This is a genomic window from Devosia sp. J2-20, assembly GCF_055808475.1.
The window spans coordinates 2958544-2984227 of sequence record NZ_CM147870.1; the positions used below are offsets into that span (position 1 = coordinate 2958544).

Below are 25684 nucleotides of genomic sequence, written 5' to 3' on the forward strand. Positions count from 1 at the left end.
AGCGTCTGCCCTGGACTGGCTGACTAGCCAGCAACCCGCTCGATTTCGGCGCCGCAACGGCTGAGCTTGTCTTCGAGGCCCTCAAAGCCGCGATCAAGATGGTAGATGCGGTTGACGATGGTTTCGCCGCTGGCCGCCAGACCGGCGATGACCAGCGAGACCGAGGCGCGCAGATCGGTGGCCATGACCTGGGCCCCCTTGAGCTGGGGCTTGCCATGAATGGTGGCCACCTGGCCATCGACGGCGATGTCGGCGCCAAAGCGGACGAGTTCGGCCACGTGCATGTAGCGGTTTTCAAAGATGGTTTCGCGAATCTGGCTGGTGCCCTCGCTCATGGTCATCAGGGCCATGAACTGCGCCTGCAGATCGGTGGGGAAGCCGGGGAACGGATCGGTCTCGACATCGACTGCGGCAATGCCATTGCCACTGCGCTGCACACGCAGCCCACCGGGCTCAACGGTCAGCCTGGTGCCGGTCTGGGCCAGAATATCGAGCGCCGACTGCAGGTGCTCGGGACGCGCACCCTTGAGCAGCACATTGCCGCCCGTCATGGCGGTGGCCATGGCAAAGGTGCCGGTTTCAATGCGGTCGGGGATGACGTCGACCGTGGCGCCATGCAGGCGCTCGACGCCCTCAATGGTCAGCGTCCGGGTGCCGATGCCGGTGATCTTGGCACCCATGGCGACCAGACATTCAGCGACATTGGTGATTTCGGGTTCCTGGGCGGCATTTTCGATCACCGTGGTGCCCTTGGCCAGGGTCGCGGCCATCAGGATGGTGTGGGTCGCGCCGACGGACACTTTGGGGAAAGCGATGGTGGCGCCGACCAGACCGCCCTTGGGTGCCTTGGCAACAACATAGCCTTCGTCGATATCGATCTCGGCGCCCAGCGCCTTGAGGCCGAACAGGAACAGATCGACCGGGCGTGTGCCAATGGCGCAGCCGCCGGGCAGCGAGACGCGGGCCTCGTGGCACCGCGCCAAAAGCGGGCCGATGACCCAGAAGCTGGCGCGCATCTTGGAGACCAGCTCATAGGGCGCGGTGGTGTCGACAATGTCGGCGGCATGAAAGGTCATGCGCTGGCCAACCATGTCGTCTTCGCCACGGCGGCGGCCGTGCACGGCGATATCGACGCCATGATTCTCGAGAATGCGTTCGAGCTGCTTGACGTCGGCCAGGCGCGGCACGTTCTGCAGCACGAGGGGTTCATCGGTCAGCAATGATGCAATCATCAGGGGCAAGGCGGCGTTCTTGGCGCCGGAAATGGCGATTTCGCCATTGAGTTCATTGCCACCGATCAAACGGATACGATCCATAGTCTACGTCCTATATGGCGGGCTGGTGCCCTAGCTACCTGGAGATCGAGGTAGGCCAAGTCCTAGTTGCCACGTAAGCCAGACTCGCCGCTCTCAGCGTTGAAGATTTCGATAGTCGTCCGAAAATGGTTTACGGTTTCTTCACCGTGACCGTTTCGGGGGCCGGTTGGGGATCTGGCGCCTGACGTTCCGAGTCGGAACGCGCCTTGGCCTGACCCTTGCGGCGCTTGAGGTTCTCGCGAAGCTTTGCGGCCAATCTTTGGTCTCGAACAGTGGCTTCTTGGGATTTGCTCATGGGGCGTGTTGGATTCTGTGTTTATGTTGAAGGCGGTGATAGGCGTTTTTTTGCCTTGCGTCGAGCCAGACCCTATGGCAGTAGAGCCCCCGTCGCGCCGAGCATACCAGCCGCGTAACAAATGCTGCCGTAGCTCAGTGGTAGAGCACCCCATTGGTAATGGGGAGGCCGACAGTTCAATCCTGTCCGGCAGCACCATCATAACTCTTTGATGGCACAGAACAATATGGATTTGCTGGACTTTTCTGGTCCGCCTTTGGTACTCAGAGGTGGTTCTCATGGTCTTGCCGATGCCTTCCCCATACAAACACAAAATCACAGGCGTCTACTGGTTCAAGCAGCGTGTTCCTGCTCGGCTTAGGACTGCCGCCAAGGGCAAATCAGTAACCATCACCGTTGACGAGGCTCCGTCCGTGGTGAAGCTGGGCGAATATCTCAAGGTCTCGTTGCGCACCAAGGATGCAGCAGAAGCGAAACGCCGAGGCAACGATGCTCAATCGCAGTTCGACCTTGTTTGGCAAAGCCTAAGCGACGCACCTAGCAGACTAACCCATCGTCAGGCCGTTGCGCTGGCTGGTGAAGTCTACAGGATGTTTAAATCCGCAGAGGATGACCCTGGTGATGCCGCCCACTGGTCCAAGGCGGCAGAGGTCAACAATCGAGTACTTGGGGGGCAGACCCTCTTCATTGATCGCAAACACGGCATGGAAAAACGGTTTGGCCCGTTCGTTGACCTCGTGTTGGCGAAGCACACCTTGCGTATTGACGACGATACCCGCCAGAAGCTCCTGGAGCAGACCGCCCATGCTATGCAGGATGCCGCTGCACTTCTTATTCGACGGGCGGGTGGCGACTACGGCCCCGACATTGTGGAGCAGCGATTTCCGATTCTGGACATAGCTCGACCCACAACGGCGAGCCGGGTTCCCAAAGGGCCGACCGGCGATGACCCCGCCACCCTGACGGGCCTCCTTGCCCATAAGCAGCGGACACAATCCAAGAAGGACGACACGTTCAACAAGTACCGAGGATGCCTGAGAGATTTCATGGCTCTTGTTGGGCACGAAGAGGTCCACCGCATCACCAAGGATGATGTTCGGCGCTGGCGTGACGCGTTGATCCAGCGCGGACTTGCGAAGAAGACCATCAACGACCAGTACCTCACCAGCCTCAAGGTGGCCCTCAACCACGCTGTAAAGGAATTTGATCTCCCACTGAACGTGGCCGCGAACATCCGTGACGAACGCGATGCCCCTGCCCCCTCCGGCCCGAAGGGGTACAATGCCGAGCAGGCCACGACCATTCTGCAGGCGACTTTCCAAGGCTCCTCGAAAGACCTAGCCATCCCATACCAGCGGGCTATCTTCTGGGTCCCGTGGATTTGCGCCTATACTGGGTTGCGGGTGACTGAGGTCACTCAATTTCAAGGCAGGCACCTACGGGAAGAGAACGGCATCCCATATCTGCTGATTACACCAGATGACGGTAGCACGAAGGGCAAGAACTCCTGGACGACCGGCATTCACAGCCACCTGATCGAGCTAGGGTTTCTGGATATGCTTCGGGCCGTGGGTGATGGTCCAGCGTTCTACACACCATACCCCGAGGGAACCGACCTCACAGTTCTCTCCGATCATCGAGCGAAGAGCGCAGGAGACAAGATCGCAGAATGGGTCAGGGATGAGTTGGGCATTGAAGCACCGAATAACAGGCCCAGTCATGCATGGCGGCATTTGTTCACGTCCTTGAGCAGGACACACAAGATGAACAAAGAGGCCCGCGACTATATGATGGGCAGCCGGTCCCGCACTGATGCCCGCGAAGGCTACGGCGACTGGTCACCCGAGGTGGTTGACGCGGAAATTAACAAGCTGCCACGCTTCAATGTGGTGCCGACCGATTGGCGGCCAAGCGTTCAAGCCGTCACGCCACAACCATTAAAGAGCGCCCTGCCTCCCCGTCTCCCGATACGAGGTCGCAAGCCACCGCCCAAACACCCCTAGAGTGCCCCTTGGTGGGTTCATAGGCATTCGCCGCTGCCAGTGTGGTTCAGCCCCGCACCAGCTGTGTGCAACCTTGTGCGTCTCCCTGGGAGCCGTTCCTCCATGCTGTCCGACGACGGGCAACACCACCGCGAACAACGGGGCAATCCATGCGCGGTCTTGTTTCCACAAACTACAACGTCATTCACAACTCTCGGACGGCGATGTCCGACCACTTCTCAATCCACATCGGCGGCAGGCTATCGGGCGTCTACGCCCGCGTCCCATTCACCCCGCTCAGAGTGTAGCTGGAATGGCGTGAGCAGTCCGTGGAGTACGGTTGCGAGATTGGCGCGAGGATGGACTGGGAAGCCTTCTGTGAGCGCATCCTAGGCGTCCTGTCCATAGATCCAGCAGCAGGTCGTTGATCGCCATGGCATTCTTTGCAGCTGTCGCCACGCTTTTTGGCACCAACGTCATGCTTTGGATTGTCTTCGGCATTGCCGCAGGCACAAGCCAGATCGGCTATGTGATCTTTCGGACATCGTGCATCTGGTTGGCCATCAAGTGGGTCTGCTGGTTCGGCACAGCATGGGCAGCGCTGAGCATGTTTGAGGCCATGGGCGGGATGTAATCCCTTTATCCGGGGCGCTTTGCCAGTCCGTTGTGCGCCCCAGGCGTCGATTACCCCCCACCATAGCACACCTCACAAACCGGCCAGACGCTGCGTGAGGCGTTTTCGCGTCGATACGAACCCACCACCGACAGGATTATCACATGAGCCGCAACCCAACTTTCAATCTCCCCAAATTCCTCAAAGGCCTGAATGAAGGCACGGACTACAAGTATGTCCAGCTGCCTACAAATCCACCCGGGATACTTGAGCTGGTTCTTTCACGAGCGGCCATGTTGAAGCTCTGCGCTTCGTCTGGATCATCCGCTGGCCTTGAGCTGGCTCTTGCCATCAATCGTGCCTTCCCGAAACGTTAATTGCCCAGCGTCACCGCCTACCCACCACCATTCGATCAATGGACCGCCCTCGGGTGGTCCTTCCCTTTTCAGGAACTCGTACATGACTAATCAAGAAAAGAACGTCGCCTCCATCACTAGGGGCAGGCACTACCTCCTCGGCACCGATGGTGCATGCAAAGGCAACCCCGGCACAGGCGGCTGGGGTGTTGTCATCCAGCTCAAGGACGGCGACCAAGTTCTCCATCAGCGGGCTCTAGCAGGCCAAGGCGAGGTGATGATCAGCACCAACAACCAAATGGAGCTGACAGCGCCCGTGCGGGGACTAGAAAGGCTCGCTGAGCCCCTCCCGGCCGTCGTCCTTAGTGATAGCGAATATGTCGTATTGGGGATGACCGGCAGGCTGGAGAAATGGAAGGCAGCTGGTTGGCGCAACTCAGGTGGTCTGGTGAAGAACAAGGAGCTATGGCGGCAGCTAGACCAACTCTGCCAGAAGCGTGCTGTGGAATGGGTCTGGCAACGGGGGCATGTTGGGCACGACCTCAACGAGGTGGCCGATCAATTGGCAAGCAATGGCGCTTCGGGGCGGTATCGGCGCGGCGAGCGGTCGGTGAAGCATCGACATCCAGACTGGTTCTGGTGATAACGAGCCCAGAGACCGACCGGAGATGGACGACCACCAGAACAATTACCCCCCACCTTAGGAGAAGCCCGCCTATAGATATGCTTAGAGAGGATATAACAGGTTGATATAATAGGAGGATATAACAGGCATTGCTTATAGCTTAGCCTTAGGAGTGTTCTGACATCTCCTCAGGAGCGCTTGAGGCAATGCCCATTAAAGACAGAGCAAGGCCGTGGTCATCGAGTGGGGCTGACAGGCGTCCATTGTTGCTGGTCATGACCATCCAATCTACTTTACCCGTGGCCAGTCGCGTACCGACATCACAGGCGTGGCAACCCCGTTCGGGAAGCGCCGCGCTGACATGCTGAGACCTCGACTGCTGCCCCGGATTTCGTAGACGCAATTTTGCGCTGACATCAGCTTGCGCCTCAGTGCCTCGCGGCGGGTAAGTGCCAACCCATGACCTACAGCTACGATGTCACTGATGTGGAACTACAATAGAGCCTGTAGGCGCAGCTTGGCTGCGTTTAGCAAGCGCCGCGCCGCAACTTCTGCGGGGCCCTCGTGCAGCTGGAGGTGGGAGAGCACTTCGGGCCGCGCCTCCACCCCCTCATCGTTGTTGGCTTCCCGGGCTATAGCGATGTGATCTTCGATGTGCTTGGAGAGCAGCTTAGAATGTCTCAACACCTCGTAGCTTTTGGCGTGGGTCACGACGAATGCCAAGTCCTCAGGATCGACGGGGTCGTACGTTCTGTATGGGTACTCGAAAAGCCCCTGCACCAGGTCGGCATGCTCTCGCATTAGTTCGAAATCAGCCATCCTGATTGCCACTCGCATTGCCTCGACTTCTTGCTCTGCAAGCACGGCGCGGTCACGCTCGTACCGATGCCGGTCATCGCGCAGATGCAGGTATGCGATTACCGCCGCCAGAACTGTGGGCAGTCCGATCACTAGCGTTTGGTAATCCTTCAGGATGCGGAGGGGTTCCCCAAACCATAGAATGGAGAAGCCGTATGCAACAGCTCCGGCATACGCGGCGAACAATAGCTGACCGTAACGCAACATATCTCCTAAGCAGCTTTGAAAATGACAAAAAAACCCGTTCCGGCAAGATCAAAAGACAAGTCCGCGCATTCCCCCTCGGGGGGACGTCAGCCACGTCCTACTTGGGAAGGCAAGACCTCCGGCCAAGCGGTCGCTCATTGACCATCCTGTAACATCCTGCAACCGTACGCGAAACAAGTCGGAGGTACGACTTTCAGTCAGCGTCGTCGCCCGTTCAGCAATCCACTAAATTCTCCTTGAAGGCGCTCACGGCAGCAATAGAGCTGTTCTGCGACCTCAGGCCAGAAACGCCCATTCATCTGCCGATGTTCTTCTGATGGTTGCCCAATACTACGTAGGCGCATAGGCGGCTCTGTGAGGCTCCGTGGCGGCGATTTAGGTGCGGCGGCTGAGCACAATTACGACCCGCTGCGGCGGCTCCGGGTGCGTTTGCAGGAGCGCATTGGAAGTGTGGTTGGATTAATGCTGGCGGCCAAGGGTCCGCTTGCTACACTCACCTTCCATACAATGGACGCGGGACGGTGATATTGTGAACACGCTCAGAGTGGTTGTTTCTATCGGAACAATGTTGATCGCAACCGCAGCATATGCCGAGAGCAAGGGAAAGACCGGGTCGGGCTTTTCAATTTCCATGCTTCGGGCGAGCTGCTCAGATAGTGAACCTGACCGAAGTGGTCTTTGTCTCGGCTATTTTCTGGCTGCGCTGGATATGCAGGGCATAGTTGGTGATGACATGAGATTCTGCCTGCCAACGGGCGCATCACTTACTTCGCTTTCTGATGAAGCATTCGCTAACCTCCCTGAAGGCATGTTCCAGGAGGATGAGCCAGCGATTTACGCGGTAGTTACAGGGCTTCGTTTGGCCTATCCATGCTGACCCTAGAAGCCGCAAGCGCTGGCGGCTTGCGTATGCAATAAGCGAACCGCCTTCGAGTTCACGTGTATTTAGTTCGATAATGCGACACGCCAAAGCGAACCGATAGCTATAGGACCATGTGTATCGAACTTATGGGCCTCCCACAGCTAGCCGCCTTCAATCGCCTACAACACTGGCAAAAGCCCTACTCGGTAAGCGGTAGGCTGGAGCGATACACTTCCCTCCAGTGGTCCCGAGAGAACAAATATGTTTGGCTCTTTGCCAAAGTTGAAGACCCTGTAGAGCTTGTATGCCGAGCCGAGTTGAGCCGCCACTCGTCGCTCATTCTCAGTCAAAAAGAATGGTGCATGCTCGTCGCTGCGTGTGGTCTTCACCTCAATGAACACGGTATTCCCACTCAAGTCGCGGGAACGGATGTCGTATCCGAGGCCATCTCCTTCGGTTATGGAGACTAGTTCGACCTCGCCAAGCAGGTCGCTGCGCCCGCCATCGACAAGCAGTTGACGCTCAACCTCGATGACGAATTCTTCGCCTGCCGACCCAAGCGCCCTGTTCCTGGCGTCTCGCTCCGCCACATCAAACCTGCGGGCAATGGGGTCTGAAGGCGCCGGTATCGTCACGCCTCCGGCAGGGGGAGGGACGAATAGATCAGTGCGGTTAGGTAGTTCAGCTATGGGCGTGGGGACAGACCGATCTAGGTCATCACCGAGGTTTACCAGGTGAGGCAAGACAATCGCGGGCAATACCGCCCGTTGATAGTTGGTATAGGGTTTGTACCCGTCGATGTAGGGGTAGCCATGTTCCTTTAGTATGGCGCTAACATTCATATGCTTTCTTTCAATTGAGCCATATGAACGCCGAACCAGGGCCATGAGGCGATTTCGATGCTCGGTTTTGGAGTATGCTCGGTGCTGGATTTCAGCCGTGAGCATCTCGAAGTAGTCTGCGACGAGAGCGCGGACCTCATTTTCCGACCAGTCCTCGCCAGACTGCTGCAACTCGGTGAGCGTCCACAAGCCACGGGGCCGTGAAGCGATGACCTTGGCTTTGACGAGTTCGTTCCTTGCCCACTGCACACGGTTTTCCCAATGGTTGCGGCCGCTATTTTCCATAGTCCGTTGACGCATGTCTTCCGACAGACCGAACTCCTTGGCCAGCGCTTCATAGGCGTCAGCAGGACGAAGTGGCTGATTGCGGGCTTGAAGAAGGGACAGAAGTGCCCGTTCCACTTCACCCTGACTTGGAAGGTCCGTTTTTTCGTCTGGCATATTGCCCTCCACCAACATTATGTGTTGCTACACCTCTTCGCTTCCTGGAACCAAGCGGGTCTTTCGAATTCCCAAAAGGTATACCCATGCAGGACGGGCATTAGTCTACCGAAACCGTCCGATATAAGTTGATCTAGTATTTATAGGACGCTATTCCGATATGGCTTTAGATATTTGTCGGACACTCGCACCATGAAGATTGCATACGCCCGCGTCTCTACCAACGGTCAGAACGAAGCCGCCCAGATCGACATCTTGTTGCGACATGGTGCCGAGGAGGTGTTCGTCGACAAGGCCAGTGCCACAACGCGTGAAGGTCGACCCAAACTGGCCGAGGCCATGAAATTTGCTCGCAAGGGTGACGTGCTGATGGTGACTCGCTTGGACAGGTTAGCGCGGTCAGTGTCCGACCTCCATGCCATCAGCAAGGAGTTGGAGGCCAAGGGGGTGGACCTCATTGCGAGCGAACAGAACATTGATACCACCACACCCCACGGTCGGCTGATGTTCAACATGCTGGGGGCGATAGCGGAGTTCGAGACGGACCTGAGGAAGGACCGGCAGCTTGAGGGTATCGCCAAGGCCAAGTCTGAGGGGCGCTACAAGGGGCGCCCGGTAACTGTAGATGCGAAGGCCATCCGGGAAGCGCTGGCTGCTGGTGAAAAGCCAGTGAAAGTGGCCAAGCGGTTCAATGTTGCACGTTCAACGGTTTATAGAGTTGCCGAACTAGAGAACGACTAATCGAAGGAAGAATACACGGCAAGCAGGTGCCGACTAATATTCCTTTAGGAGGGGACGTCTATTGTTTTTCGGAGCAAATAGTCCGGTTTGGCCTGGGTATGGCGTGGCATTCTGCGCGAGCAACACCACTCGACCAAACTGCCACATGCTGATGGGCTGTCCTCATGCAGTTGTATTTTCTTGTTAATTGGCGGTAGTTTGGCACTGTGTTCAATGCCAGCCGCCACCGAGAAAATACTCTTGCTGCCTTGTAGCCGCGACCTATCAGTAGATAACCTATCAGGATTTTGTCATGGCTGAGTTCACTGCGGAAGAGCTGACAAAAATCCTATCCGGCGACCCTGAGGAGTTGGGGGTTCATTTGCAGCTGGTACAGAGAGACGTTCTAATAGATGGCCAAAAAGTCAAAATCCACTGTCACTGCTTGACTTCCGACGCCAACGGCAAGGTCAAGCCCAAGCGGCTTGCAGAGTTCATGCGCGACGCAGTCGCCGATTATGCAATTCCTAGAAGCAAGCGCGATGAGGCCGCAAAACGAGATCAGAAGTTCAAATCAACCTGTGCGGTTGCAGCTTTGCACCAGCAAGCAAGGGACGTTTTTACGGACTTGGGCAACACCGGGGAAGGCGGCGAGATGTTGCTATTCTTGTTGGCCGAGCGGTTTCTTGGGCTGCCTCATGTGCTGTGTAAGATGGATCTAAAGACCGATACCCGTATGCATTACCATGGTGCTGACGGAGTGTACGCAACGGTCGCCGAGGATGGGCATTTGAAATTATATTGGGGCGAATCCAAAATATATGGAAATGCAACCGATGCCATTCGAGAATGCTTAAGATCGCTAGCACCGTTCTTGCTTGAAGAAGACCACTCTGGCGCTGAAAGAGAGCGCGACTTGTTGCTTCTTAGTGACAAAGCCGACTTGAGCGACCCGTCCCTTACCGAGGGATTTAAAAGGTATTTTGACCGAACTCTCCCTCAATCGAACCGCGTCGAGTATTGCGGAATAGCCTTGGTGGGCTTTGACGCATCCTTTTATCCCGCCAGCGACGCTAGGGGGATTGCGGATGAAATCGTAGCAGCTGCACGTGATGGACTTAGCACTTGGGCAAAGTCAGTGGGGCTGAGGTTGTCAGAGGAGAAACTTGAGCATTTTGAGGTCCAGTTTTTCTGCGTACCGTTGCCATCTGCAGACACATTCCGAAGCGCCTTCTTGGAAGCTCTCGGGCTCAAGCCATGACAGAGGCGGAACTGCAGCAATGGCTGTATGGCCAGGGCGTTCGTGATGAGTTGCATCATATCGCTCAATCCCTAACTGCTTTGGAAATCGATAACCTGAATTCGAATGAAGTACTGTCAGGTAATCCCGCGCCAGATTGGGACAGGCTGCTACTCGCTGGGACCATACTGGCAAGATCGAGCCAGCGGCTACACCGTGAAGCCGCCCTTCGCATTGCCACGGCTGCCGTCACACTAGATGCGAGCCCGCCTGTCCGGGATGCAGCAAGTGTACTTTTTGAGAAATTGGCAAATCATCGATCTGCGACCTTGGCCGTGGAACGAGGAAAAGTTGCTCCCGACCTCGACGCCAGATTGGGCATAGGCCTTCGCATTGAAAAACAGCGGCACCGACTAGAAAATTCGATCATCCTGCAAGCTTCGGGTGAGCGGCTCGATGTTAATAACTTCCAGCGCGATTTCTGGGCGGGCGCAGCCACTGAAAACTCATGGTTATCAGCCTCTGCGCCGACCGCTTCTGGCAAGACTTTTCTAGTTCTGGAGTGGCTAATTGACCGCCTCCAAACAACTGGTGACCGTGTCGCAGTGTACTTAGCGCCAACCCGCGCGTTAGTTTCCGAAATCGAGGCAGCACTGCTTGCCCACGTCGCAGCAACTAAGCAAGAGATAGAAGTTACATCTCTTCCATCAACCGAAAAATACGTAGCGGCTGCCACAGGTGATGGTAAATGTATATTTGTATTTACTCAAGAGCGATTGCACCTGCTCGCAAATCTGCTGAGCGATAAATTTAACGTTGACGTACTTATTGTCGATGAGGCGCACAAGATTGGCGACAATCAGCGTGGCGTGATTCTTCAGGACGCTATTGAAAGGACGTCACGTTCCAGTCCCGAACTTAGGGTACTATTTATAAGCCCAGCAACCCAAAATCCCGGGGAACTTTTGGATGACGCCCCCATCGATGCCACTCGTGTTGCAGTAGACAGCGACACGGCAACTGTGTTGCAGAACATCATAGTAGCGCGTCAAGTTCCTAGAAAACCGAAGGAATGGGAGCTTCGGTTGCGTGAGGGAGAAGATTATCTTCCGCTCGGGACGCTGAAGCTCAGCAGTAAGCCCGATGGCCTTAGAAAACGGCTCGCCTTCATAGCGGCTGCTGCGGGCGAGAGTGGAGGAACGCTAGTCTATTCCAACGGGGCGGCCGAGGCAGAAGAGGTTGCCCTGCTGATTAGCCAGCTTATGCCACAAGTAGCACAGGTCGATGACGAACTTGCAGCGTTGGCTGACCTAGCAAGAAAGTGCGTTCACAAGAACTACGCTCTGGCACCATTGGTGGAGCGGGGCGTTGCGTTTCACTATGGCAATATTCCATCACTAATCAGGATGGAAATTGAGCGGCTGTTTCGGTCAGGAAAGCTCAAATTCTTGATCTGCACTTCTACGCTTATTGAGGGCGTGAACTTGTCCTGCCGCACTATCGTTGTCCGTGGCCCGACAAAAGGGTCCGGCAATCCGATGGAGGCACACGACTTCTGGAACTTAGCGGGGAGGGCGGGGCGTTGGGGAAATGAGTTTCAAGGCAACATCATCTGCATTGACGCAGACAATACGGTTGCTTGGCCGAATGGAGTGCCAAAACGAACCCGTTATCGAATACGGCGAGAAACAGATCGTGCGCTCGCCGAGTCGGACAGTTTGATCCAGTATATTTCGGATAGGCATAGTGTCGACGCTGTTGACCTCTCCCAAGCCTCCAAGTTTGAACAGGTGTCCGCCTACCTCCTAACGACTTTTACCCGTTTGGGGTCTGTTGCTTCCGCGCCATTCGCAAAGCGTCATCCGGCCGCCGAAATTAGTCGCATGGACGCTGTGCTTTCAGCAGTTTTGGCTGGGATCGAAATCCCCCAAGAGACGGCTATACGAAATCCAGGCGTTAGCATTTTAGGCATGCAGAGACTGCTTAGCTATTTTGAATCTCTCGGAGGCAATCCAGAAGACCTTGTGCCCGCGCCGCCTGAGAGCGACGATGCCTACGAACGTTTTGCAGGCATGATGGACCGCATCAATATGCACCTGCTGCCCGTGTTTCTTCCACATGGGCTCATCCCGCTCCACGCCCTAATAGTTCTGCAATGGCTGCGTGGCTTCTCCCTTCCAACAATAATACGTAAGCGCATGGAGTACCACGTGCGCCACGGGCATAAATTTGACCAGTCGACGCTAATCCGAAATACGTTGGACCTAATAGAAAACACAGCAAGATTTCGGGCTCCGAAATATTTTTCGGCATATGTAGATGTTCTAAATCAATTTCTTATTTCTATAGATCGGCCTGATCTGATCGATGAAGACCTTGATATTGGTGTTGCGTTGGAACTTGGAGTTTCATCCATAACACTTCGGTCATTGATGGAGTTGGGAATTTCACGAATGGGCGCCGTGGCTATTTATGAAAAAATTGCTCGAGATGATCTTAATCAAGACGGCTGTTTAGCTTGGGTCAGAGAGCATCAAAACGAGCTGGATGGAATAGGGCTTCCTGTCATCATTGTTCGTGAAATAAGTGAGAAAATTTTGCCAAAGATCGAAACAGAAAATCCGGGAGAGTGATATGCGGAAACCAGTAGCTCTATCCAACGGCCGTGAGTGGAAGTCCCGTACGGACGCCAAGAATCATTTCAAGGCAATGTTGGGTCGTTACGCAAACGGCGAAATTGTTGATGGCGAGCAAGATATCAGCGACCTTGCGGCGTTGCTTGACCGCTTTGATGCTCTGATTGCTGAGGAGACTTCCAAAATAGGGGAAGGTATCGCCCACTTTGAACGTCGTTTGAACAGACGAGATGGCTGGTCAAGTCCCGGTTTCTGGGTAGTTCGGGTTGACGGAAGTGCAACAGACTTCAGCTATGTGAAGGCGGTGGACGGTACTCCAATGTCGCTGGAGCAGGAGTTCTACAATGCGTGCCACAACGCCGTTGCGGGAGACCTGCAAAATATGAAGCAATATCAGTTTGATCATTTTGTTGACGCTGACGGTTTTCTGGAATGCGATATTACGGGCGAGCTGATTTCCTTCGCCCAGGCGCAGCTTAGTCACGCGTCTCCGCCATTCGGCGAGATCGTAACAGCTTTTCGCGAGCGCATGGGTTGGGACGAGAAGATACCCACGGGCATCCTTACACCCTCAGGGGATGCACAAATATCGACCCAGTTTCTCGATGAAGGTCATGCTGCAGAGTTCCTAGAGTATCACCATTCTGTAGCTGTGCTTCGGATAGTCAGTAAGAAGCCTTCCGCTGACCCAAAGTCTATAAAGCTTGCTCCGGTAAAACGTCCGCTAGTCTTTAACTAGGTTGCTCTAGTCGCATGACTGCTGGGCCTCCACTGCGGATGCCGCCAACACGGGGTAACGTGCAGGTCCATTGCTGGCCGAGGCGTTGACTGCAATCATCCCCAACCAGCGCCTCGATCGGATTGAGGCGTTCCTTCTACTCTTGGCCAATGAGTTAGAGATGCAGTCCGCATCCGAGAAGATAGCTCATCCGGCGAATGCCCCACTCATTGAAGAAGGGTTGGTTCAAGCCGCCAAAGCTTTTCCCGTACTTCGCCAAATGTGTTGCCAATGGCGTGGGCACCGGGGAGATGGGAAAACTCAACGAACTCCGCATGCTCCAGATGCTCGGCGACCTGCCGGATGATGATTTGCTGCTGCTCGACGCTCTGAGCGAGCAAGGTGAAAACAAGGTCCGAGCCCTTCAGCCTCCAGAGTTACGCGGTAATGCCCCGGATGAAGCTCGGTCCAAGGGAGGGTTGCTCAAGACGTCCCAACGGAGGCTTCTGGCGATTGGATTGCTTAGCTCCGCCCCATACACCGATGAGCGACGGAAGTGGAAGATCGGCAGGTTCGGTGAGCGCGAGGAGCAACCGTATGTCAGCGCGCTGGGCAGAATGATGCTGGTGCGGGTTGGGCTCTCTCAATCGTCCAATCCAAAATGAGGTTGACTGCTTGACGCAGGCACTCAGCATTGGTACTCAAACGCTAGTTGGCGGCCGCTAGAACCCCAGCAAATCCTGCATTTATGCAGCCCTACAGCAGAGTTCAATCCTGTCCGGCAGCACCAGTCCTCTCCATCTCTGAAAATTGTTTGACCACAGTTGTTTTGGTCGGTCGAACGCGCGCGTCGCGTTAGGCGGGCGGCGTCGTGACGACTTGTCGCACCAAAATTATTATCCAGATTCAGGCAGTTATGAATCTTTTCACGGGCCAGATTTACGATGAGTTAGGGGCCGTGATTTATATTCTCCGCGGAACTTAAAGGGGCTGCGGCATGGATATTGCGACAATTGCGGGCATCATCGTTGGCGCCGCTGTGATTGGTTGGGCCGTATCGCTGGGCGGCTCTTTTTCGGCCTTTGTCGATCTGCCTTCCGTGCTTGTGGTGTTTGGGGGCGGCCTGGCCGCAACCGTTATCCGCTTTCCGCTGTCCGGTATTGGCCCCAGCTTTGCCCTGGGCGGCCGGGTTGCGTTCACCCACAAGAAAACCAATCCGCGTGAGACCATCCAGTCGATCGTGGAAATGGGCGACATTGTCCGCAAGAAGGGTCCGCTGGGCCTTGAGACCTTCGAAACCAAGGAAGCAGGCCTGTCGCGCGGTGCCACCTATATCGCGGACGGCTATGACGCGACCTATATTCGCGACGCGCTGGAGCTGGCGCGCGATCAATATCTGTCGCGGCTGTCCGAAGGCCAACGCATCTTCAAGTCGCTGGGCGACGCCGGCCCGGCCTTTGGCATGATCGGCACGATTGTGGGCCTGGTGCAGATGCTGGGCAATATGGACGATCCTGCCGCGATTGGCCCGGCTATGGCGGTGGCTTTGCTGACCACGCTCTATGGCGCGGTGCTGGCCAATCTGGTCTGCCTGCCGATCGCCGACAAGCTGTCGGCCAAGCTTGATATCGAGGAAATCAACCAGACGCTGATCATTGACGGCGTGCTGGGCGTCAAGGATGGCATGAGCCCTTCCCTGCTGCGCGAAAAGCTGGTTGCCTACCTGCCCGAACATCAGCATCAGAGCCTGCTCGAGCAAGCGGCCTGATCCGGCCATGGCTCGGAAAAGAAAGTTGCAGGCGGCGCGCCGGAATGGATGGTCACCTTTGGTGATCTGATGTCGATTCTGGTGTGCTTTTTCGTGCTGCTGATCTCGTTTTCCATTCAGGACACCGTCAAGCTGCAGGTGGTCGCGGGCTCAATGCGCGAAGCATTCGGCATCACCAAGGCACGCACGGTCAACGGGGTGATTGAAAAGGACGGCAATCCATTCCGCGACCATGTGCTGGAAAACGCCTCGGACCTGCCCAAGAGCCAGGTCGAAGAGGAAGACAATGGCGTGTCGATCGAGCCCGATGATCTGCTGGGATTGTCGGCTGCCGCTGCACCCAGCCCGACCAAGGATGACGAAGCGTTTGCGCTGGCCGCCGCCTCCATCCGCCAGGCCTGGCAGGACATGCCCCAACTGACGCCGTTTGCCGACAACCTGATCGTGGAAAATACAGAAGAGGGCATGGATATCGTGATCTCGGACAATGCGGGCCGCCGCATGTTCCCCGAGGGCAGCAAATATCCCATCGAGCCCACCCGCAAGGCGCTGGCGGTGATCGCGCCGATTCTGGTGGGGCTGGGGCATCCACTGCGGATCACCGGCCATACGGCTGCGGGGGTGCAATACAGCAATCCGCGCTATGGTGCCTGGGAGCTGTCGAGCGACCGCGCCAATGTTACCCGTGCCACACTGGGCGAATTCGGCCTGGGTAGCGAACTGATCGACTCGGTGGTGGGCCGGGCCGATACCGAACCCTATTTCCCCAATGACCCCTATCTTGATGCCAATGAGCGCGTGCGTATCTCTGTGCTTAAGTCAGCGCCGCCCGTGCCCGCCAATCTGAGCTTCTAGGGCCCGACCTGCCCCGCACGGCGGAAAAATGATCTTTGCCAGTTGAACAGCATCGGAGCCTGTGGCACAAAGGCATTTGAGAAAACCTTTTCCTAACTTGTGAAGCAGGCCAGATCACAACAGCGCCAGCGACAAAAGGAAAACCTTTTCTTATCAAGCCCCGAGGGGCATTGGCCGGTGCGGGGAGGAGCTTGCGCAGGCCAACACACAGGGAGAAACAGTCATGAACATGCCAATTCTGGGCAGGATGGCGCTCGCGCTATCGCTGTCAGTCGCCGCGTTCACGCCGGTCGCCGCCACTGCCGAAACACTCAGCCTCTGGGCGCGCTCTTCGAGTTCCAATGCCGCCCAGCACATGATCGATCTGTGGAACAGCAGCCATGACGACCAGATCGAACTAACCACCATTCCCGACAACCAGATGGTGACCAAGCTGGCCACCTCGGTGCAATCGGGCGATGTGCCGGACCTGATCTCGTTTGATCTGATCTTCATGCCAGACTTCATGAAGGCGGGCTTTTTGACCGACCTGACCGAAACGCTGGGGGCTGATCCCAATCAGGACAAGGTGGCCCAGGCGTTCCGCGATCTGGCCAGCTATGACGGCAAGCTCTATGGCACCGGCTTCACCCCCGATGTGTCCATCCTGCTCTATAATAAAGACCTGTTCGCCGCCGCCGGGCTGGACCCCGAGCATCCGCCCGAAACACTGGCCGAACTGCAGGATTTTGCCACCAAGATCCACGCCAGCGATCCTGACAATGTCTATGGCTACTACTTCTCGGGCTCGTGCGGCGGCTGCAACATCTTTACCCAGGCGCCCATGATGTGGGGCAGCGGCGCGCAGGTATTGCCGACCGGCCCGGATGCCCCCGTGATGGAAGGCCCCGGCGTGGTTGAAGTACTCACCATGCTCAAGGATTTGTGGGAGGCCGGGGTTATCCCCGAAAGCGCCGAGGGCGATACCGGCGCCAATTTCATGGCGACATTTGAAACCGGCACCATCGGCATGCAGGGTTCTGGTGGCTTTGCCATCTCGGCACTCAAGGCCAACCATCCTGAGATGAATTTCGGCATTGCGCCTCTGCCCGGGATCGAGGCGGGACAGAATTCGTCCTTTGTGGGCGGCGACGTGATCGCCATCCCGGCCGGTGCGAAAAATCCCGAAATCGCCACAAGTTTCATCACCTGGCAGTTGAGCGACGAGGCGCAGCTTGAAGGGCTGGCGAAAAACCTGATCCTGCCATCGCGCAGCGATCTGGCCAACAATGCCTATTTCCAGGATGAGCCACGTTACATCACCACGGCCAAGGCGGTCGGCATCGGGCAGACGCCCTACGCCTTCCACTTCAATGACATGGTCAATGCCGATCAGAGCCCCTGGCTGACCATGCTGCAGACGGCCGTGTTCGATGGTGACATTGAGGGCGCCATCGAGGATGCGCGCGCCACCATGCTCGAAATTGCCGCCGAGTAATCGCGGCACGGGCGGCGGCCCTCCCTTTGCCGCCGCCCAATCCTTATCATTCCTGCCGGGGCCAGACCGTGTCAGCCATTCCCAATCGCCATCTGGGCCTGCTCTACGTGGCCCCTGCCCTGATCTTCGTCACCGCTTTCGTGCTGGTGCCATTCGGACAGCTGATCTACCTGTCACTGACCGACACCTCACTGCTGGGCGGGGGCGACTGGGTGGGGCTGGCCAATTATGAAAAAGCGCTGGGCGACAAGGCATTCTGGCGGGCGCTGGGCTTCACCGCGAAATATACCATTGTCATTACCCCCATCCTGATGGGTCTGGGCTTCGGGCTTGCCCTGCTGACATCGCAGAACACGCCATTGCGGCTGCTGACGCGGGCCACGGTGTTTCTGCCGGTGGTGATCGGGCTGGGCACATCGAGCCTGCTCTGGTTCTGGCTGCTGGATCAGCAGGTGGGTCTGTTCAACAAGATACTGGTTGATCTGGGTCTGGTGGCCGATATGCCGGTCTGGTTCACCAAGGCAGATTCCGCCCTGATCGGGGTGATCATTTCGGTCACCTGGAAGGTGGTTGGCTTCGGCATGATCCTGTTCGTGGCAGCGATCCAGTCGATCAATGGCGAGGTGCTTGAAGCCGCCACCATTGATGGCGCCACCTATTGGCAGAAGGTCCGCCGTATCATCGTGCCGCTATCGATGCGAACCATCCTGCTGGTGACGCTGATTTCGGTGATCGGCTCGATCCTGGCGTTCGACCAGTTCTACATCATGACCGGGGGCAATCCGCGCGGGCAGACCTTCACCTCGGTCTATCTGATCTACCAGAACAGCTTCATCAGCTTCAAACTGGGTTACGGGGCGGCACTGTCGATTATCCTGACCGCGATCATTCTGGTGTTCGCCGCCATCCAGGTCTTCATCACCAGCCGGAGTGACAGCCAATGAGCGGGATCCTGCAATATGGCACGTCGCTGCTGCGCGGGCGCAGTCTGGTGGTGGCGGCAATCTGCGTGCTGGTGATCACGCTGATGCTGGGGCCGATCTTTCTCAGCCTGATGGCATCGATCAAGCCACCGGCCGAGGCGTCGGCTTCCCCGCCCAACTATCTGCCGCAAAATCTGAGCCTGGAGAACTACCAGAAGGTGTTCGATTATCAGGCCGGGCTGATGACCTATGCCGGCAATTCGCTGCTGGTGGCCGGGATTGCCATCGTGCTGTGCCTGGCGCTGGCAGTGCCGGCTGGATACGGGCTGGCGCGCTTTCAACTGCCGGGCAAGGAGTTCCTGTTCGTGCTGATGCTGGCGCCGCTGATGATCCCCTATCAAGCCATCCTGATGCCGATCTATCTCAACTTTTCCAAGATCGGGCTGGCCAATTCGCATCTGGGGCTGGCCATCGTGCATGCAGTGCTGCAGTTGCCCTTCTCGATCTATCTGATGCGCAATGCCTTTGAGGCCATCCCGCGCGAGATCGAAGAGGCCGCCATGATGGACGGCGCGACCTCGTTCACCGTGCTGCGGCGCATCTTCCTGCCACTGGTTCTGCCCGGCATGGTGACCGTGACGCTATTCACCTTCATCAACTCCTGGAACGAGTTTCTGGCCGCGCTGATCTTCATGAACAAGGAGAGCGCGTTCACCATGCCCATCATGCTGGTGTCGGTGCGCTCGGGACGGTTGGGCGCTGTGGATTGGGGCGCGCTGCAATCGGGCGTCATCCTGTCGATTCTGCCCTGCATTCTGATCTATCTGTTGCTGCAGAAATACTATGTGTCCGGCTTCCTCAGTGGCGCGGTCAAATAGGAGACGGGCAGCATGACCGACAAGACCGACATCGAGACGGGCGCCGAGCGCTATCCGGAGCGCGCTACCATTCGCGACGTGGCGGCTCGCGCCGGTGTGTCGATTGGCACAGCGTCCAAGGCGCTCAACGACAATGGACGGCTCAAGCAGGAAACACGCGACAAGGTCATCGCGGCCGCCCAGGAACTGGGGTTCCGGCCCAATGCCATGGCGCAAAGCCTGCACCGGACCAAATCGATGACCGTTGGCATCCTGACCACTGACAGTGTGGGCCGCTTCACCTTCCCGATTTTCGAGGCGCTCGAAGAGCGGCTGGCCGAGCACGGCATAGCGGTCTTCATGTGCAATGCCACCGAAGATCCAGCGCGTGAAAAGCAGCATATCGACCAGCTGCTGGGCAAGCGGATTGACGGGCTGGTGGTGACGGCACGGCGCATGGACCGGCGCCCGGCCATTGCCGTGCCAGGCAAGACCATGCCGGTGATCTATGTGTTCTCGCAGACGGACGATCCTGATGCGCTGTGCCTGGTACCCGATGACTATGGCGGGGCCGTATTGGGGGTGGAACACCTGATTGCCGGCGGGCGCAAGCGCATTGCCCATATCACCGGGCCTGAGCGTTTTGAGGCCGTGACGCTGCGTCAAAAAGGGTTTGCTGACGCCCTGAGCAAAGCAGGATTGCCACAGATTGCGGGCTTTTACCGCAATGGCAAATGGTCCGAGCAGTCGGGACGCGAAGCGGTGGCCGAACTGTTCGACGGCGAGCAGACCCAGCCAGACGCGCTGTTCTGCGGCAATGACCAGATCGCCCGCGGCGCCACCGATGCGCTGCGCGAGCGCGGCCTGCGGGTGCCGCAGGATGTGGCGGTGGTCGGTTTCGACAATTGGGACGTGATGGCATTGGCAGCGCGACCGCCACTGACCAGCGTCGACATGAATTTGCGCGCGCTGGGGCGCGCGGCTGGCGAGCGACTGATCGCCATGATCGCCGGGGAGCGCCTCAAGGGCGTCGAACGGCTGCCCTGTTCACTGGTGGTTCGCCAATCGTCGGACCCCTGCAATTCCAAAAAGACGACCGAGGAGAATCAATCATGAGCCGCTATGCCCCCGTCAACTTTCCCGACGTCAAACTGGAGGGCCAGTTCTGGCATGAGCGACTCGAAACCGTTCTGACCCGGACCATCCCCAGCCAGCACAAAAAGCTGAGCGAATATACGATTCTGGATTCGCTGAAGCTCAAACAGCCACCGCCACCCTTGCGGTTTCCGCGCCACGCCAACGGTTTCACCGTTCAGGTGTTCTGGGACAGCGATATCGGCAAGTGGATTGAAGCGGCCAGCTATGCGCTGGCACATCGCCGGGATGAAGATATCGAAGCCAAGATCGAGGCTATTGTCGATGATTTTGAGACGGCGCAGGCGCCCGATGGCTACCTCAATTGCTGGTATCTTGGCCATGAGCCAGACAAACGCTGGACCAATCTGCGTGACAATCACGAGATGTATAATGCTGGCCATTTGCTCGAAGGCGCGATTGCCTATTTCCAGGTAACCGGCCGCCGGCGCTGGCTCGACATCATGGAGCGCTATCTCGAGCACATCTATTCGGTTTTCGGTACTGGCCCGGGGCAGAAGCGCGGCTATGACGGGCATGAGGAGCTCGAGCTGGCGCTGATGAAGCTGTACTATCTGACGCGCGACAAGAAGCATCTCGATTTCGCCACCTATCTGATCAATGAGCGCGGCCAGCAACCACCGCATTTTTTCGACGTCGAACGCGAAGCGCGGGGCGATGCAGAAAAGCAGCAGCGTTATGTGCAGGGCAATTACGAATACAGCCAGAGCCACAAGCCGGTGCGCGAGCAGGACAAGGTTGTCGGCCACGCGGTGCGCGCGATGTATCTCTACACAGCCATGGCGGACCTTGCTGCCGAGATCGGTGACGCCGATCTCAAGCGTGCCTGCGAGGTGCTGTGGGACGATGTGATGGAGACCAAGATGTATGTGACGGCGGGCCTGGGCCCCTCGGCACAGAACGAAGGCTTCACCCATGATTTCGATCTGCCCAATCAGACGGCCTATGCCGAGACCTGTGCGTCGGTAGCCCTGATTTTCTGGGCCCAGCGCATGCTGCATCTGGACCTCGATGGCAAATATGCCGACATCCTTGAACTGGCAATGTTCAATGGCGCGCTGAGCGGGCTGAGCCGGGATGGGGAGCAGTATTTCTATGCCAATCCTCTTGAGAGTGACGGCACGCCGACCCGTTGGGACTGGCACACCTGCCCGTGCTGCACGATGAATGTCAGCCGGCTGGTGGCCTCGGTGGGCGGGTATTTCCTCTCTACCGCGCAGGATGGCGTGGCGTTCCACCTTTATGGCGGGATCGATACCGAGGTCGAGATTGCCGGCACCATGGTCGCGCTGCGTGAGATCTCGACCTATCCCTGGAGCGGGGATATCCGGATTGAAGTTGATCCCAAGGTGCCAACGACGTTCGACCTGAAGCTGCGCATTCCAGGCTGGTGCGAAGGCGCCAAGGTGTCCGTCAATGGCAATGCCGTGGACGTCGCGGCGGCAGTCCATGGCTATCTGACCATCAACCGTGACTGGTTCGAGGGCGATGTAGTGACCATGGATCTGCCCATGCCGCCGGTCCGGCTTTATGCCCATCCCGGCGTGATCATGGATGCGGGCCGGATTGCGCTCAAACGCGGGCCGTTGGTCTATTGCGTCGAGGAAGCCGACAATCCAGGCGGGCGTGTGCAGCGGCTCAAGCTGCCCCGGGATGCCCAGCTCAAGACCGAGACGCGTGCCGATCTGTTTGATGGCGTTGTGACCCTGAAGGCCGATGCCCTGGCAATCAAGGAAGGTGACTGGCAGGCGTTATATCGCACCGACCCACCGCAGGATGAAAAGGCGACGCTGACCGCGCTGCCCTACTATCTGTGGGCCAATCGCGGACAGGGATCGATGGTGGTCTGGGTGCCTGAAGTGCAATAGGCAAACAAAACCGGCGCTCCCGCAAGGGAGCGCCGGCGTGCAATGATCAGGTGATCAAAGCGGTTGGCGCGGGTTAGATCCAGTATGGAGCCACACCGTAATAGTCATAGACGCGCCGGCCGTTATCGGCAGTCCAGAAGTTCTCGTCGCCGTCATATTTTGGCGCGCCCTCAAGCTGCTGCTTGGTCACATCGACCTGATAGCCGCCGAGGTCTTCCACATAGTCCAGTTTGGACCATGGCAGCGGGTAATGGTCGTGGCCGATACCGAAGAAGCCGCCAAAGCTGAGCACAGCGTAGGATACCTTGCCGCCGCGCTTTTCGACGAGAATGCGCTCGATTGAGCCGATGTGCTCGCCGCTTGGATCGTAGACCTTGGTGCCCTCAACCTTGTCGGATGCGATGAGATCGTGGGTTTCCTTGACGTCTGCATTTCGGTCGCGAATGTCATCGTAAGCCATTTTACGAACTCCTCTTGGTTGCGTGTGACCGGCTAACGTGACGGTGCGCCGCTAAGTTCCACGATCGAAAAATGTGATCGGGGCGGTGCTTTAGGTGTGGAACCAAAGGCCGCTGTAATGCGCGACCCAAGCCCGCCAGCGGAACCGCGACACGCCTGTGGCGTTTACTGATCATCGAACACGAAGGGGATCACCATGGTTTTTGATAGCCTGCGCGAGCGTATGGGAGGGCACGACAATCTCTCGCCCATGCAAATCGCCCACAACACGCTCTTCACCGCCAAAGAGAAAATCGACCTGCTGCACCAGCTCAAGGCCGAAGTCACCAGTGCCAATGCCAATGGCAACGATGTCGGCTTCAGCGCGGACGAGATCGACGCTGCCATCGCCGAAGTGCGGCAGGGCGCCGAGAACGACGTTGGTGCCGACACCGTCCTGAAAGGGGATTTCTGATGGCTACTGCTCCAAAACAACCGGCGGCCAATGCCGCCCGCGTCGATGCCTTGATCGACGAGAATGGCGCGCGTCTTGACGTACCCGACAACTCGCCACTCAAGGTGGCGGGCGAACACGAGGCGACTGTGGGATCGACCGGCCCAACCAATTGGTGGCTCTATGGTCTGATCGGTCTGGCGATCGTCATCGCACTGCTGTTCCTGATGCAGATCCTGACAGGGGCGCCCGGCACAGATGTGCAGTCGGGGACGCCTGTGTCGGCACCTGTTGTCGAACCAGCCATCCCGACACAATAAAAAAGCGCGGCTCAATGGCCGCGCTTTTTCGTATCGATGATCTAACTGATCAGCCCTTATTGATAGGCGCGATCTGGATTTCCACGCGACGGTTCTGAGCACGGCCCTGCTCGGTTGCGTTGGAAGCGATCGGGCTCGTTTCGCCCTTGCCTTCAATATAGAAGCGGCGCTGATCGATGCCCTGATTGGCCAGGATTGTCGCGACCGAAACGGCACGACGCTGGCTCAGGCTGAGATTGTAGGCGTCGTCGCCCTGACTATCGGTGTGGCCGTAGACGTCGATGATCGACTTGTCGAACTTCTTGAGCACCAGGGCAACCGACACCAGGGTCGAGTTGAATTGCGGCTGAACATTGGACTGGTCGGTGGCGAAGGTGATGTTGGATGGCATGTTCAGAATGATGTTCTGACCAACACGGGTCACCGAAACGCCGGTGCCCTGCAGCTGTGCGCGCAGCTCGGCTTCCTGCTGATCCATATAGGCGCCAATGCCGGCGCCGGTCAGACCGCCAACACCTGCACCGATCAGGGCGCCAACGCGGGGATCGCCGCCAACGGCCGCGCCAACAAGCGCACCAGCAAGAGCGCCGCCGCCCGTGCCGATCAGCGCGCCGCCAGTGGTGTTGGAAAGCTGGGACTGGCCCGTGTACGGATTGGTGGTGGTGCAGGCGGTCAGCGCCAGCGTCGCGGCAAGCGCAACAAAAATCTTCGACTTCATAGAATATCCCCCTGAAGGATTCGGTTTGGTGGCCTGTAGGTGCCCCCTGAATACGGCAGGATGGTGATGAACGAAAGAGCCTGAACAGTTGATGAACGGGATCAGCTGTTGGCCCAGCCGCCATCGACAAGAAATTGTTGGGCTGAAATCATGGCGCTGTCGTCGGCGGCAAGGAACAAAGCCATGCGTGCAACGTCATCGGGATAGATGTGACCCGCCAGCGCCTGCGCGTCCGAAATGCCCTTGAGCGCGGCTTCATCAAGCCAGTGCGCGAGCTGTCGTTCGGTGACGATGGCGCCGGGAACCAGCGAGTTGACACGGATGCCGGACTTGCCCAGCTCGCCCGCCATAGCCCGGGTCAGACCATGGGTGGCAGCCTTGGCGGTTTCATAAACCGGCAGCTCAGGCGTCATGACCATCCAGCTGATCGAGCCGGTATTGATGATGGAGCCCTTGCCAGCCTTGATCATGCCCGGCGCCACGGCCTGAATGGCAAAGAAAGCGTGCTTGAGGTTGACCGCCATGCGGTCATCCCAATAGGCGGGCGTCACTTCTGTCCAGTCGTGGCGCTGATCGTGGCCAGCGTTGTTGACCAAAACCAGGGCATCGCCATGGGCTGCGGCAAAATCGGCGATCGCAGCCTGATAGGCCGCAGTATCGGTGATATCGCAGTCTGCGAACTTGACCGTCTGTCCACTATTGGTGAGTTCAGCGGCCAGAGCCTGGCCCGCCTCGCGCGCAATATCGACAAAGCCTACCCTGGCGCCCTGAGCCGCAAAATTGCGGACGAGCGCTGCGCCGATTCCCGACGCGCCGCCTGAAATGACGACCGGCATGCCTGTCAGGCTGGGGTAGTTGGCAAATTCGGTCATGATGGCTCCCGGTGTTTATCGCCCCCGATCTAGCGCGCACTGGTCGGGGCGACAAGCGCGGGAGGCGGGCGATCAAAGTGTCGGGAGGCGGCTGACTTCTGCTGCCTGCGAGCTTCTGGCACATTGGCAGCGCGGGCTTTGCAGTTTAGAACGAGTCTCATGTTGATGATCCAAATCGTGGGCCTCGACATTTCGGCGCGGCAAGCAGCGAGAGATTGACGTGGGTCAATGCACCAGCTGCCGCAGCTTATATGGCTAGTCGAGATCG

General features: G+C 57.6%; 26 protein-coding genes and 1 tRNA gene. 20 read left to right on the forward strand and 7 right to left on the reverse strand.

Annotated features, from left to right (window positions below; genetic code table 11):
• Nucleotides 1–23: 23 nt before the first annotated feature.
• Nucleotides 24–1316: a UDP-N-acetylglucosamine 1-carboxyvinyltransferase gene (gene murA, locus AC0L37_RS14495; RefSeq protein WP_282222860.1), complete on the reverse strand. Its 1293-nt coding sequence runs from the start codon at nt 1314–1316 to the stop codon at nt 24–26.
• Between the two features lie 130 nt (nt 1317–1446).
• A complete protein-coding gene (locus AC0L37_RS14500; RefSeq protein ID WP_282222859.1) occupies nt 1447–1572 on the reverse strand; it encodes a hypothetical protein in 126 nt (41 codons plus the stop codon).
• Nucleotides 1573–1734: 162 nt separating this feature from the next.
• On the opposite strand from AC0L37_RS14500, the gene AC0L37_RS14505 reads away from it, so the two are divergent.
• The 5 genes from AC0L37_RS14505 to AC0L37_RS14525 all read left to right on the forward strand — a co-directional run bounded on the left by AC0L37_RS14505 (nt 1735) and on the right by AC0L37_RS14525 (nt 5205).
• A tRNA-Thr gene (locus tag AC0L37_RS14505) sits at nt 1735–1809 on the forward strand.
• A gap of 80 nt (nt 1810–1889) precedes the next feature.
• Nucleotides 1890–3614 (forward strand): site-specific integrase, encoded by a 1725-nt coding sequence (locus AC0L37_RS14510; protein ID WP_282222858.1) that lies wholly within the window; start codon nt 1890–1892, stop codon nt 3612–3614.
• 412 nt (nt 3615–4026) lie between these two features.
• Nucleotides 4027–4227: a hypothetical protein gene (locus AC0L37_RS14515; RefSeq protein ID WP_282222857.1), complete on the forward strand. Its 201-nt coding sequence runs from the start codon at nt 4027–4029 to the stop codon at nt 4225–4227.
• 143 nt (nt 4228–4370) lie between these two features.
• Nucleotides 4371–4583 (forward strand): hypothetical protein, encoded by a 213-nt coding sequence (locus tag AC0L37_RS14520; RefSeq protein WP_282222856.1) that lies wholly within the window; start codon nt 4371–4373, stop codon nt 4581–4583.
• Nucleotides 4584–4665: 82 nt separating this feature from the next.
• Nucleotides 4666–5205, forward strand: coding sequence for a ribonuclease H family protein (locus AC0L37_RS14525; protein ID WP_282222855.1), 540 nt, complete (start codon nt 4666–4668; stop codon nt 5203–5205).
• A gap of 474 nt (nt 5206–5679) precedes the next feature.
• Here the strand turns inward: AC0L37_RS14525 and AC0L37_RS14530 are convergent, their stop codons facing one another.
• Complete coding sequence (locus AC0L37_RS14530) at nt 5680–6249, reverse strand: hypothetical protein (RefSeq protein ID WP_282222854.1); 570 nt, start codon at nt 6247–6249, stop codon at nt 5680–5682.
• A 532-nt stretch (nt 6250–6781) separates the two neighbouring features.
• Here AC0L37_RS14530 and AC0L37_RS14535 point away from each other — a divergent pair.
• Nucleotides 6782–7129 carry a Rap1a/Tai family immunity protein gene (locus tag AC0L37_RS14535; protein ID WP_282222853.1) on the forward strand — a complete coding sequence of 116 codons (348 nt, stop codon included), beginning with the start codon at nt 6782–6784 and terminating at the stop codon, nt 7127–7129.
• A gap of 164 nt (nt 7130–7293) precedes the next feature.
• Here the strand turns inward: AC0L37_RS14535 and AC0L37_RS14540 are convergent, their stop codons facing one another.
• A complete protein-coding gene (locus AC0L37_RS14540) occupies nt 7294–8397 on the reverse strand; it encodes a protein NO VEIN domain-containing protein (RefSeq protein WP_282222852.1) in 1104 nt (367 codons plus the stop codon).
• A gap of 192 nt (nt 8398–8589) precedes the next feature.
• Here AC0L37_RS14540 and AC0L37_RS14545 point away from each other — a divergent pair, with 192 nt between their 5' ends.
• The 12 genes from AC0L37_RS14545 to AC0L37_RS14600 all read left to right on the forward strand — a co-directional run bounded on the left by AC0L37_RS14545 (nt 8590) and on the right by AC0L37_RS14600 (nt 22614).
• Nucleotides 8590–9138: a recombinase family protein gene (locus tag AC0L37_RS14545; RefSeq protein ID WP_282222851.1), complete on the forward strand. Its 549-nt coding sequence runs from the start codon at nt 8590–8592 to the stop codon at nt 9136–9138.
• Between the two features lie 292 nt (nt 9139–9430).
• Nucleotides 9431–10378 (forward strand): HamA C-terminal domain-containing protein, encoded by a 948-nt coding sequence (locus AC0L37_RS14550; protein WP_282222850.1) that lies wholly within the window; start codon nt 9431–9433, stop codon nt 10376–10378.
• A complete protein-coding gene (locus tag AC0L37_RS14555; RefSeq protein ID WP_282222849.1) occupies nt 10375–12990 on the forward strand; it encodes a DEAD/DEAH box helicase in 2616 nt (871 codons plus the stop codon). Before AC0L37_RS14550 ends, AC0L37_RS14555 begins: the two co-directional genes overlap by 4 nt.
• A 1-nt stretch (nt 12991) precedes the next feature.
• The gene (locus AC0L37_RS14560; protein WP_282222848.1) at nt 12992–13732 is read left to right on the forward strand and encodes a DCL family protein; all 741 of its coding nucleotides are present in this window, start codon (nt 12992–12994) and stop codon (nt 13730–13732) included.
• Between the two features lie 209 nt (nt 13733–13941).
• On the forward strand, nt 13942–14376 hold the full coding sequence (locus tag AC0L37_RS14565) for a hypothetical protein (RefSeq protein ID WP_282222847.1): 435 nt from the start codon (nt 13942–13944) through the stop codon (nt 14374–14376).
• Between the two features lie 332 nt (nt 14377–14708).
• Nucleotides 14709–15479, forward strand: coding sequence for a motility protein A (locus AC0L37_RS14570; protein ID WP_212658974.1), 771 nt, complete (start codon nt 14709–14711; stop codon nt 15477–15479).
• A gap of 48 nt (nt 15480–15527) precedes the next feature.
• Nucleotides 15528–16334 carry a flagellar motor protein MotB gene (locus tag AC0L37_RS14575; RefSeq protein WP_473313179.1) on the forward strand — a complete coding sequence of 269 codons (807 nt, stop codon included), beginning with the start codon at nt 15528–15530 and terminating at the stop codon, nt 16332–16334.
• 223 nt (nt 16335–16557) lie between these two features.
• Nucleotides 16558–17811: an ABC transporter substrate-binding protein gene (locus tag AC0L37_RS14580; protein ID WP_282222846.1), complete on the forward strand. Its 1254-nt coding sequence runs from the start codon at nt 16558–16560 to the stop codon at nt 17809–17811.
• Between the two features lie 68 nt (nt 17812–17879).
• Nucleotides 17880–18755 carry a carbohydrate ABC transporter permease gene (locus AC0L37_RS14585; protein WP_282222845.1) on the forward strand — a complete coding sequence of 292 codons (876 nt, stop codon included), beginning with the start codon at nt 17880–17882 and terminating at the stop codon, nt 18753–18755.
• A complete protein-coding gene (locus tag AC0L37_RS14590; protein WP_212658978.1) occupies nt 18752–19612 on the forward strand; it encodes a carbohydrate ABC transporter permease in 861 nt (286 codons plus the stop codon). The genes AC0L37_RS14585 and AC0L37_RS14590 overlap by 4 nt, the downstream gene beginning before the upstream one ends.
• A gap of 12 nt (nt 19613–19624) precedes the next feature.
• Entirely contained in the window at nt 19625–20707 is a 1083-nt protein-coding gene (locus tag AC0L37_RS14595) for a LacI family DNA-binding transcriptional regulator (RefSeq protein ID WP_282222844.1), read from the forward strand.
• On the forward strand, nt 20704–22614 hold the full coding sequence (locus AC0L37_RS14600) for a glycoside hydrolase family 127 protein (protein WP_282222843.1): 1911 nt from the start codon (nt 20704–20706) through the stop codon (nt 22612–22614). Before AC0L37_RS14595 ends, AC0L37_RS14600 begins: the two co-directional genes overlap by 4 nt.
• A gap of 73 nt (nt 22615–22687) precedes the next feature.
• Here AC0L37_RS14600 and AC0L37_RS14605 read toward each other — a convergent pair whose 3' ends face one another.
• Entirely contained in the window at nt 22688–23074 is a 387-nt protein-coding gene (locus AC0L37_RS14605) for a PRC-barrel domain-containing protein (RefSeq protein ID WP_282222842.1), read from the reverse strand.
• A gap of 195 nt (nt 23075–23269) precedes the next feature.
• Between AC0L37_RS14605 and AC0L37_RS14610 the strand changes: the two genes are divergently transcribed.
• Together AC0L37_RS14610 and AC0L37_RS14615 are read left to right on the forward strand one after the other, a co-directional pair.
• Nucleotides 23270–23527, forward strand: a complete 258-nt coding sequence (locus AC0L37_RS14610) for a hypothetical protein (protein ID WP_212658982.1) — start codon at nt 23270–23272, stop codon at nt 23525–23527.
• Complete coding sequence (locus AC0L37_RS14615; RefSeq protein WP_269367958.1) at nt 23527–23826, forward strand: hypothetical protein; 300 nt, start codon at nt 23527–23529, stop codon at nt 23824–23826. The genes AC0L37_RS14610 and AC0L37_RS14615 overlap by 1 nt, the downstream gene beginning before the upstream one ends.
• Nucleotides 23827–23875: 49 nt before the next feature.
• On the opposite strand, the gene AC0L37_RS14620 is transcribed toward AC0L37_RS14615, so the two are convergent.
• Both AC0L37_RS14620 and AC0L37_RS14625 read right to left on the reverse strand, forming a co-directional pair.
• Nucleotides 23876–24544 carry a YiaD family glycine zipper/OmpA-like lipoprotein gene (locus tag AC0L37_RS14620; RefSeq protein ID WP_212658984.1) on the reverse strand — a complete coding sequence of 223 codons (669 nt, stop codon included), beginning with the start codon at nt 24542–24544 and terminating at the stop codon, nt 23876–23878.
• Nucleotides 24545–24645: 101 nt separating this feature from the next.
• Nucleotides 24646–25416 carry an SDR family NAD(P)-dependent oxidoreductase gene (locus AC0L37_RS14625; protein WP_269367956.1) on the reverse strand — a complete coding sequence of 257 codons (771 nt, stop codon included), beginning with the start codon at nt 25414–25416 and terminating at the stop codon, nt 24646–24648.
• Nucleotides 25417–25684: the final 268 nt, after the last annotated feature.

Coding starts and splice junctions, on each gene's coding strand:
- AC0L37_RS14600 (WP_282222843.1), top strand. CDS start 20,704: ATGAGCCGCTATGCCCCCGTCAACTTTCCCGACGTCAAACTGGAGGGC.
- AC0L37_RS14510 (WP_282222858.1), top strand. CDS start 1,890: ATGGTCTTGCCGATGCCTTCCCCATACAAACACAAAATCACAGGCGTC.
- AC0L37_RS14580 (WP_282222846.1), top strand. CDS start 16,558: ATGAACATGCCAATTCTGGGCAGGATGGCGCTCGCGCTATCGCTGTCA.
- AC0L37_RS14615 (WP_269367958.1), top strand. CDS start 23,527: ATGGCTACTGCTCCAAAACAACCGGCGGCCAATGCCGCCCGCGTCGAT.
- AC0L37_RS14625 (WP_269367956.1), bottom strand. CDS start 25,416: ATGACCGAATTTGCCAACTACCCCAGCCTGACAGGCATGCCGGTCGTC.
- AC0L37_RS14560 (WP_282222848.1), top strand. CDS start 12,992: ATGCGGAAACCAGTAGCTCTATCCAACGGCCGTGAGTGGAAGTCCCGT.
- AC0L37_RS14570 (WP_212658974.1), top strand. CDS start 14,709: ATGGATATTGCGACAATTGCGGGCATCATCGTTGGCGCCGCTGTGATT.
- AC0L37_RS14545 (WP_282222851.1), top strand. CDS start 8,590: ATGAAGATTGCATACGCCCGCGTCTCTACCAACGGTCAGAACGAAGCC.
- AC0L37_RS14525 (WP_282222855.1), top strand. CDS start 4,666: ATGACTAATCAAGAAAAGAACGTCGCCTCCATCACTAGGGGCAGGCAC.
- AC0L37_RS14555 (WP_282222849.1), top strand. CDS start 10,375: ATGACAGAGGCGGAACTGCAGCAATGGCTGTATGGCCAGGGCGTTCGT.
- AC0L37_RS14575 (WP_473313179.1), top strand. CDS start 15,528: ATGGTCACCTTTGGTGATCTGATGTCGATTCTGGTGTGCTTTTTCGTG.
- AC0L37_RS14540 (WP_282222852.1), bottom strand. CDS start 8,397: ATGCCAGACGAAAAAACGGACCTTCCAAGTCAGGGTGAAGTGGAACGG.
- AC0L37_RS14605 (WP_282222842.1), bottom strand. CDS start 23,074: ATGGCTTACGATGACATTCGCGACCGAAATGCAGACGTCAAGGAAACC.
- AC0L37_RS14515 (WP_282222857.1), top strand. CDS start 4,027: ATGGCATTCTTTGCAGCTGTCGCCACGCTTTTTGGCACCAACGTCATG.
- AC0L37_RS14550 (WP_282222850.1), top strand. CDS start 9,431: ATGGCTGAGTTCACTGCGGAAGAGCTGACAAAAATCCTATCCGGCGAC.
- AC0L37_RS14520 (WP_282222856.1), top strand. CDS start 4,371: ATGAGCCGCAACCCAACTTTCAATCTCCCCAAATTCCTCAAAGGCCTG.
- AC0L37_RS14620 (WP_212658984.1), bottom strand. CDS start 24,544: ATGAAGTCGAAGATTTTTGTTGCGCTTGCCGCGACGCTGGCGCTGACC.
- AC0L37_RS14610 (WP_212658982.1), top strand. CDS start 23,270: ATGGTTTTTGATAGCCTGCGCGAGCGTATGGGAGGGCACGACAATCTC.
- murA (WP_282222860.1), bottom strand. CDS start 1,316: ATGGATCGTATCCGTTTGATCGGTGGCAATGAACTCAATGGCGAAATC.
- AC0L37_RS14590 (WP_212658978.1), top strand. CDS start 18,752: ATGAGCGGGATCCTGCAATATGGCACGTCGCTGCTGCGCGGGCGCAGT.
- AC0L37_RS14595 (WP_282222844.1), top strand. CDS start 19,625: ATGACCGACAAGACCGACATCGAGACGGGCGCCGAGCGCTATCCGGAG.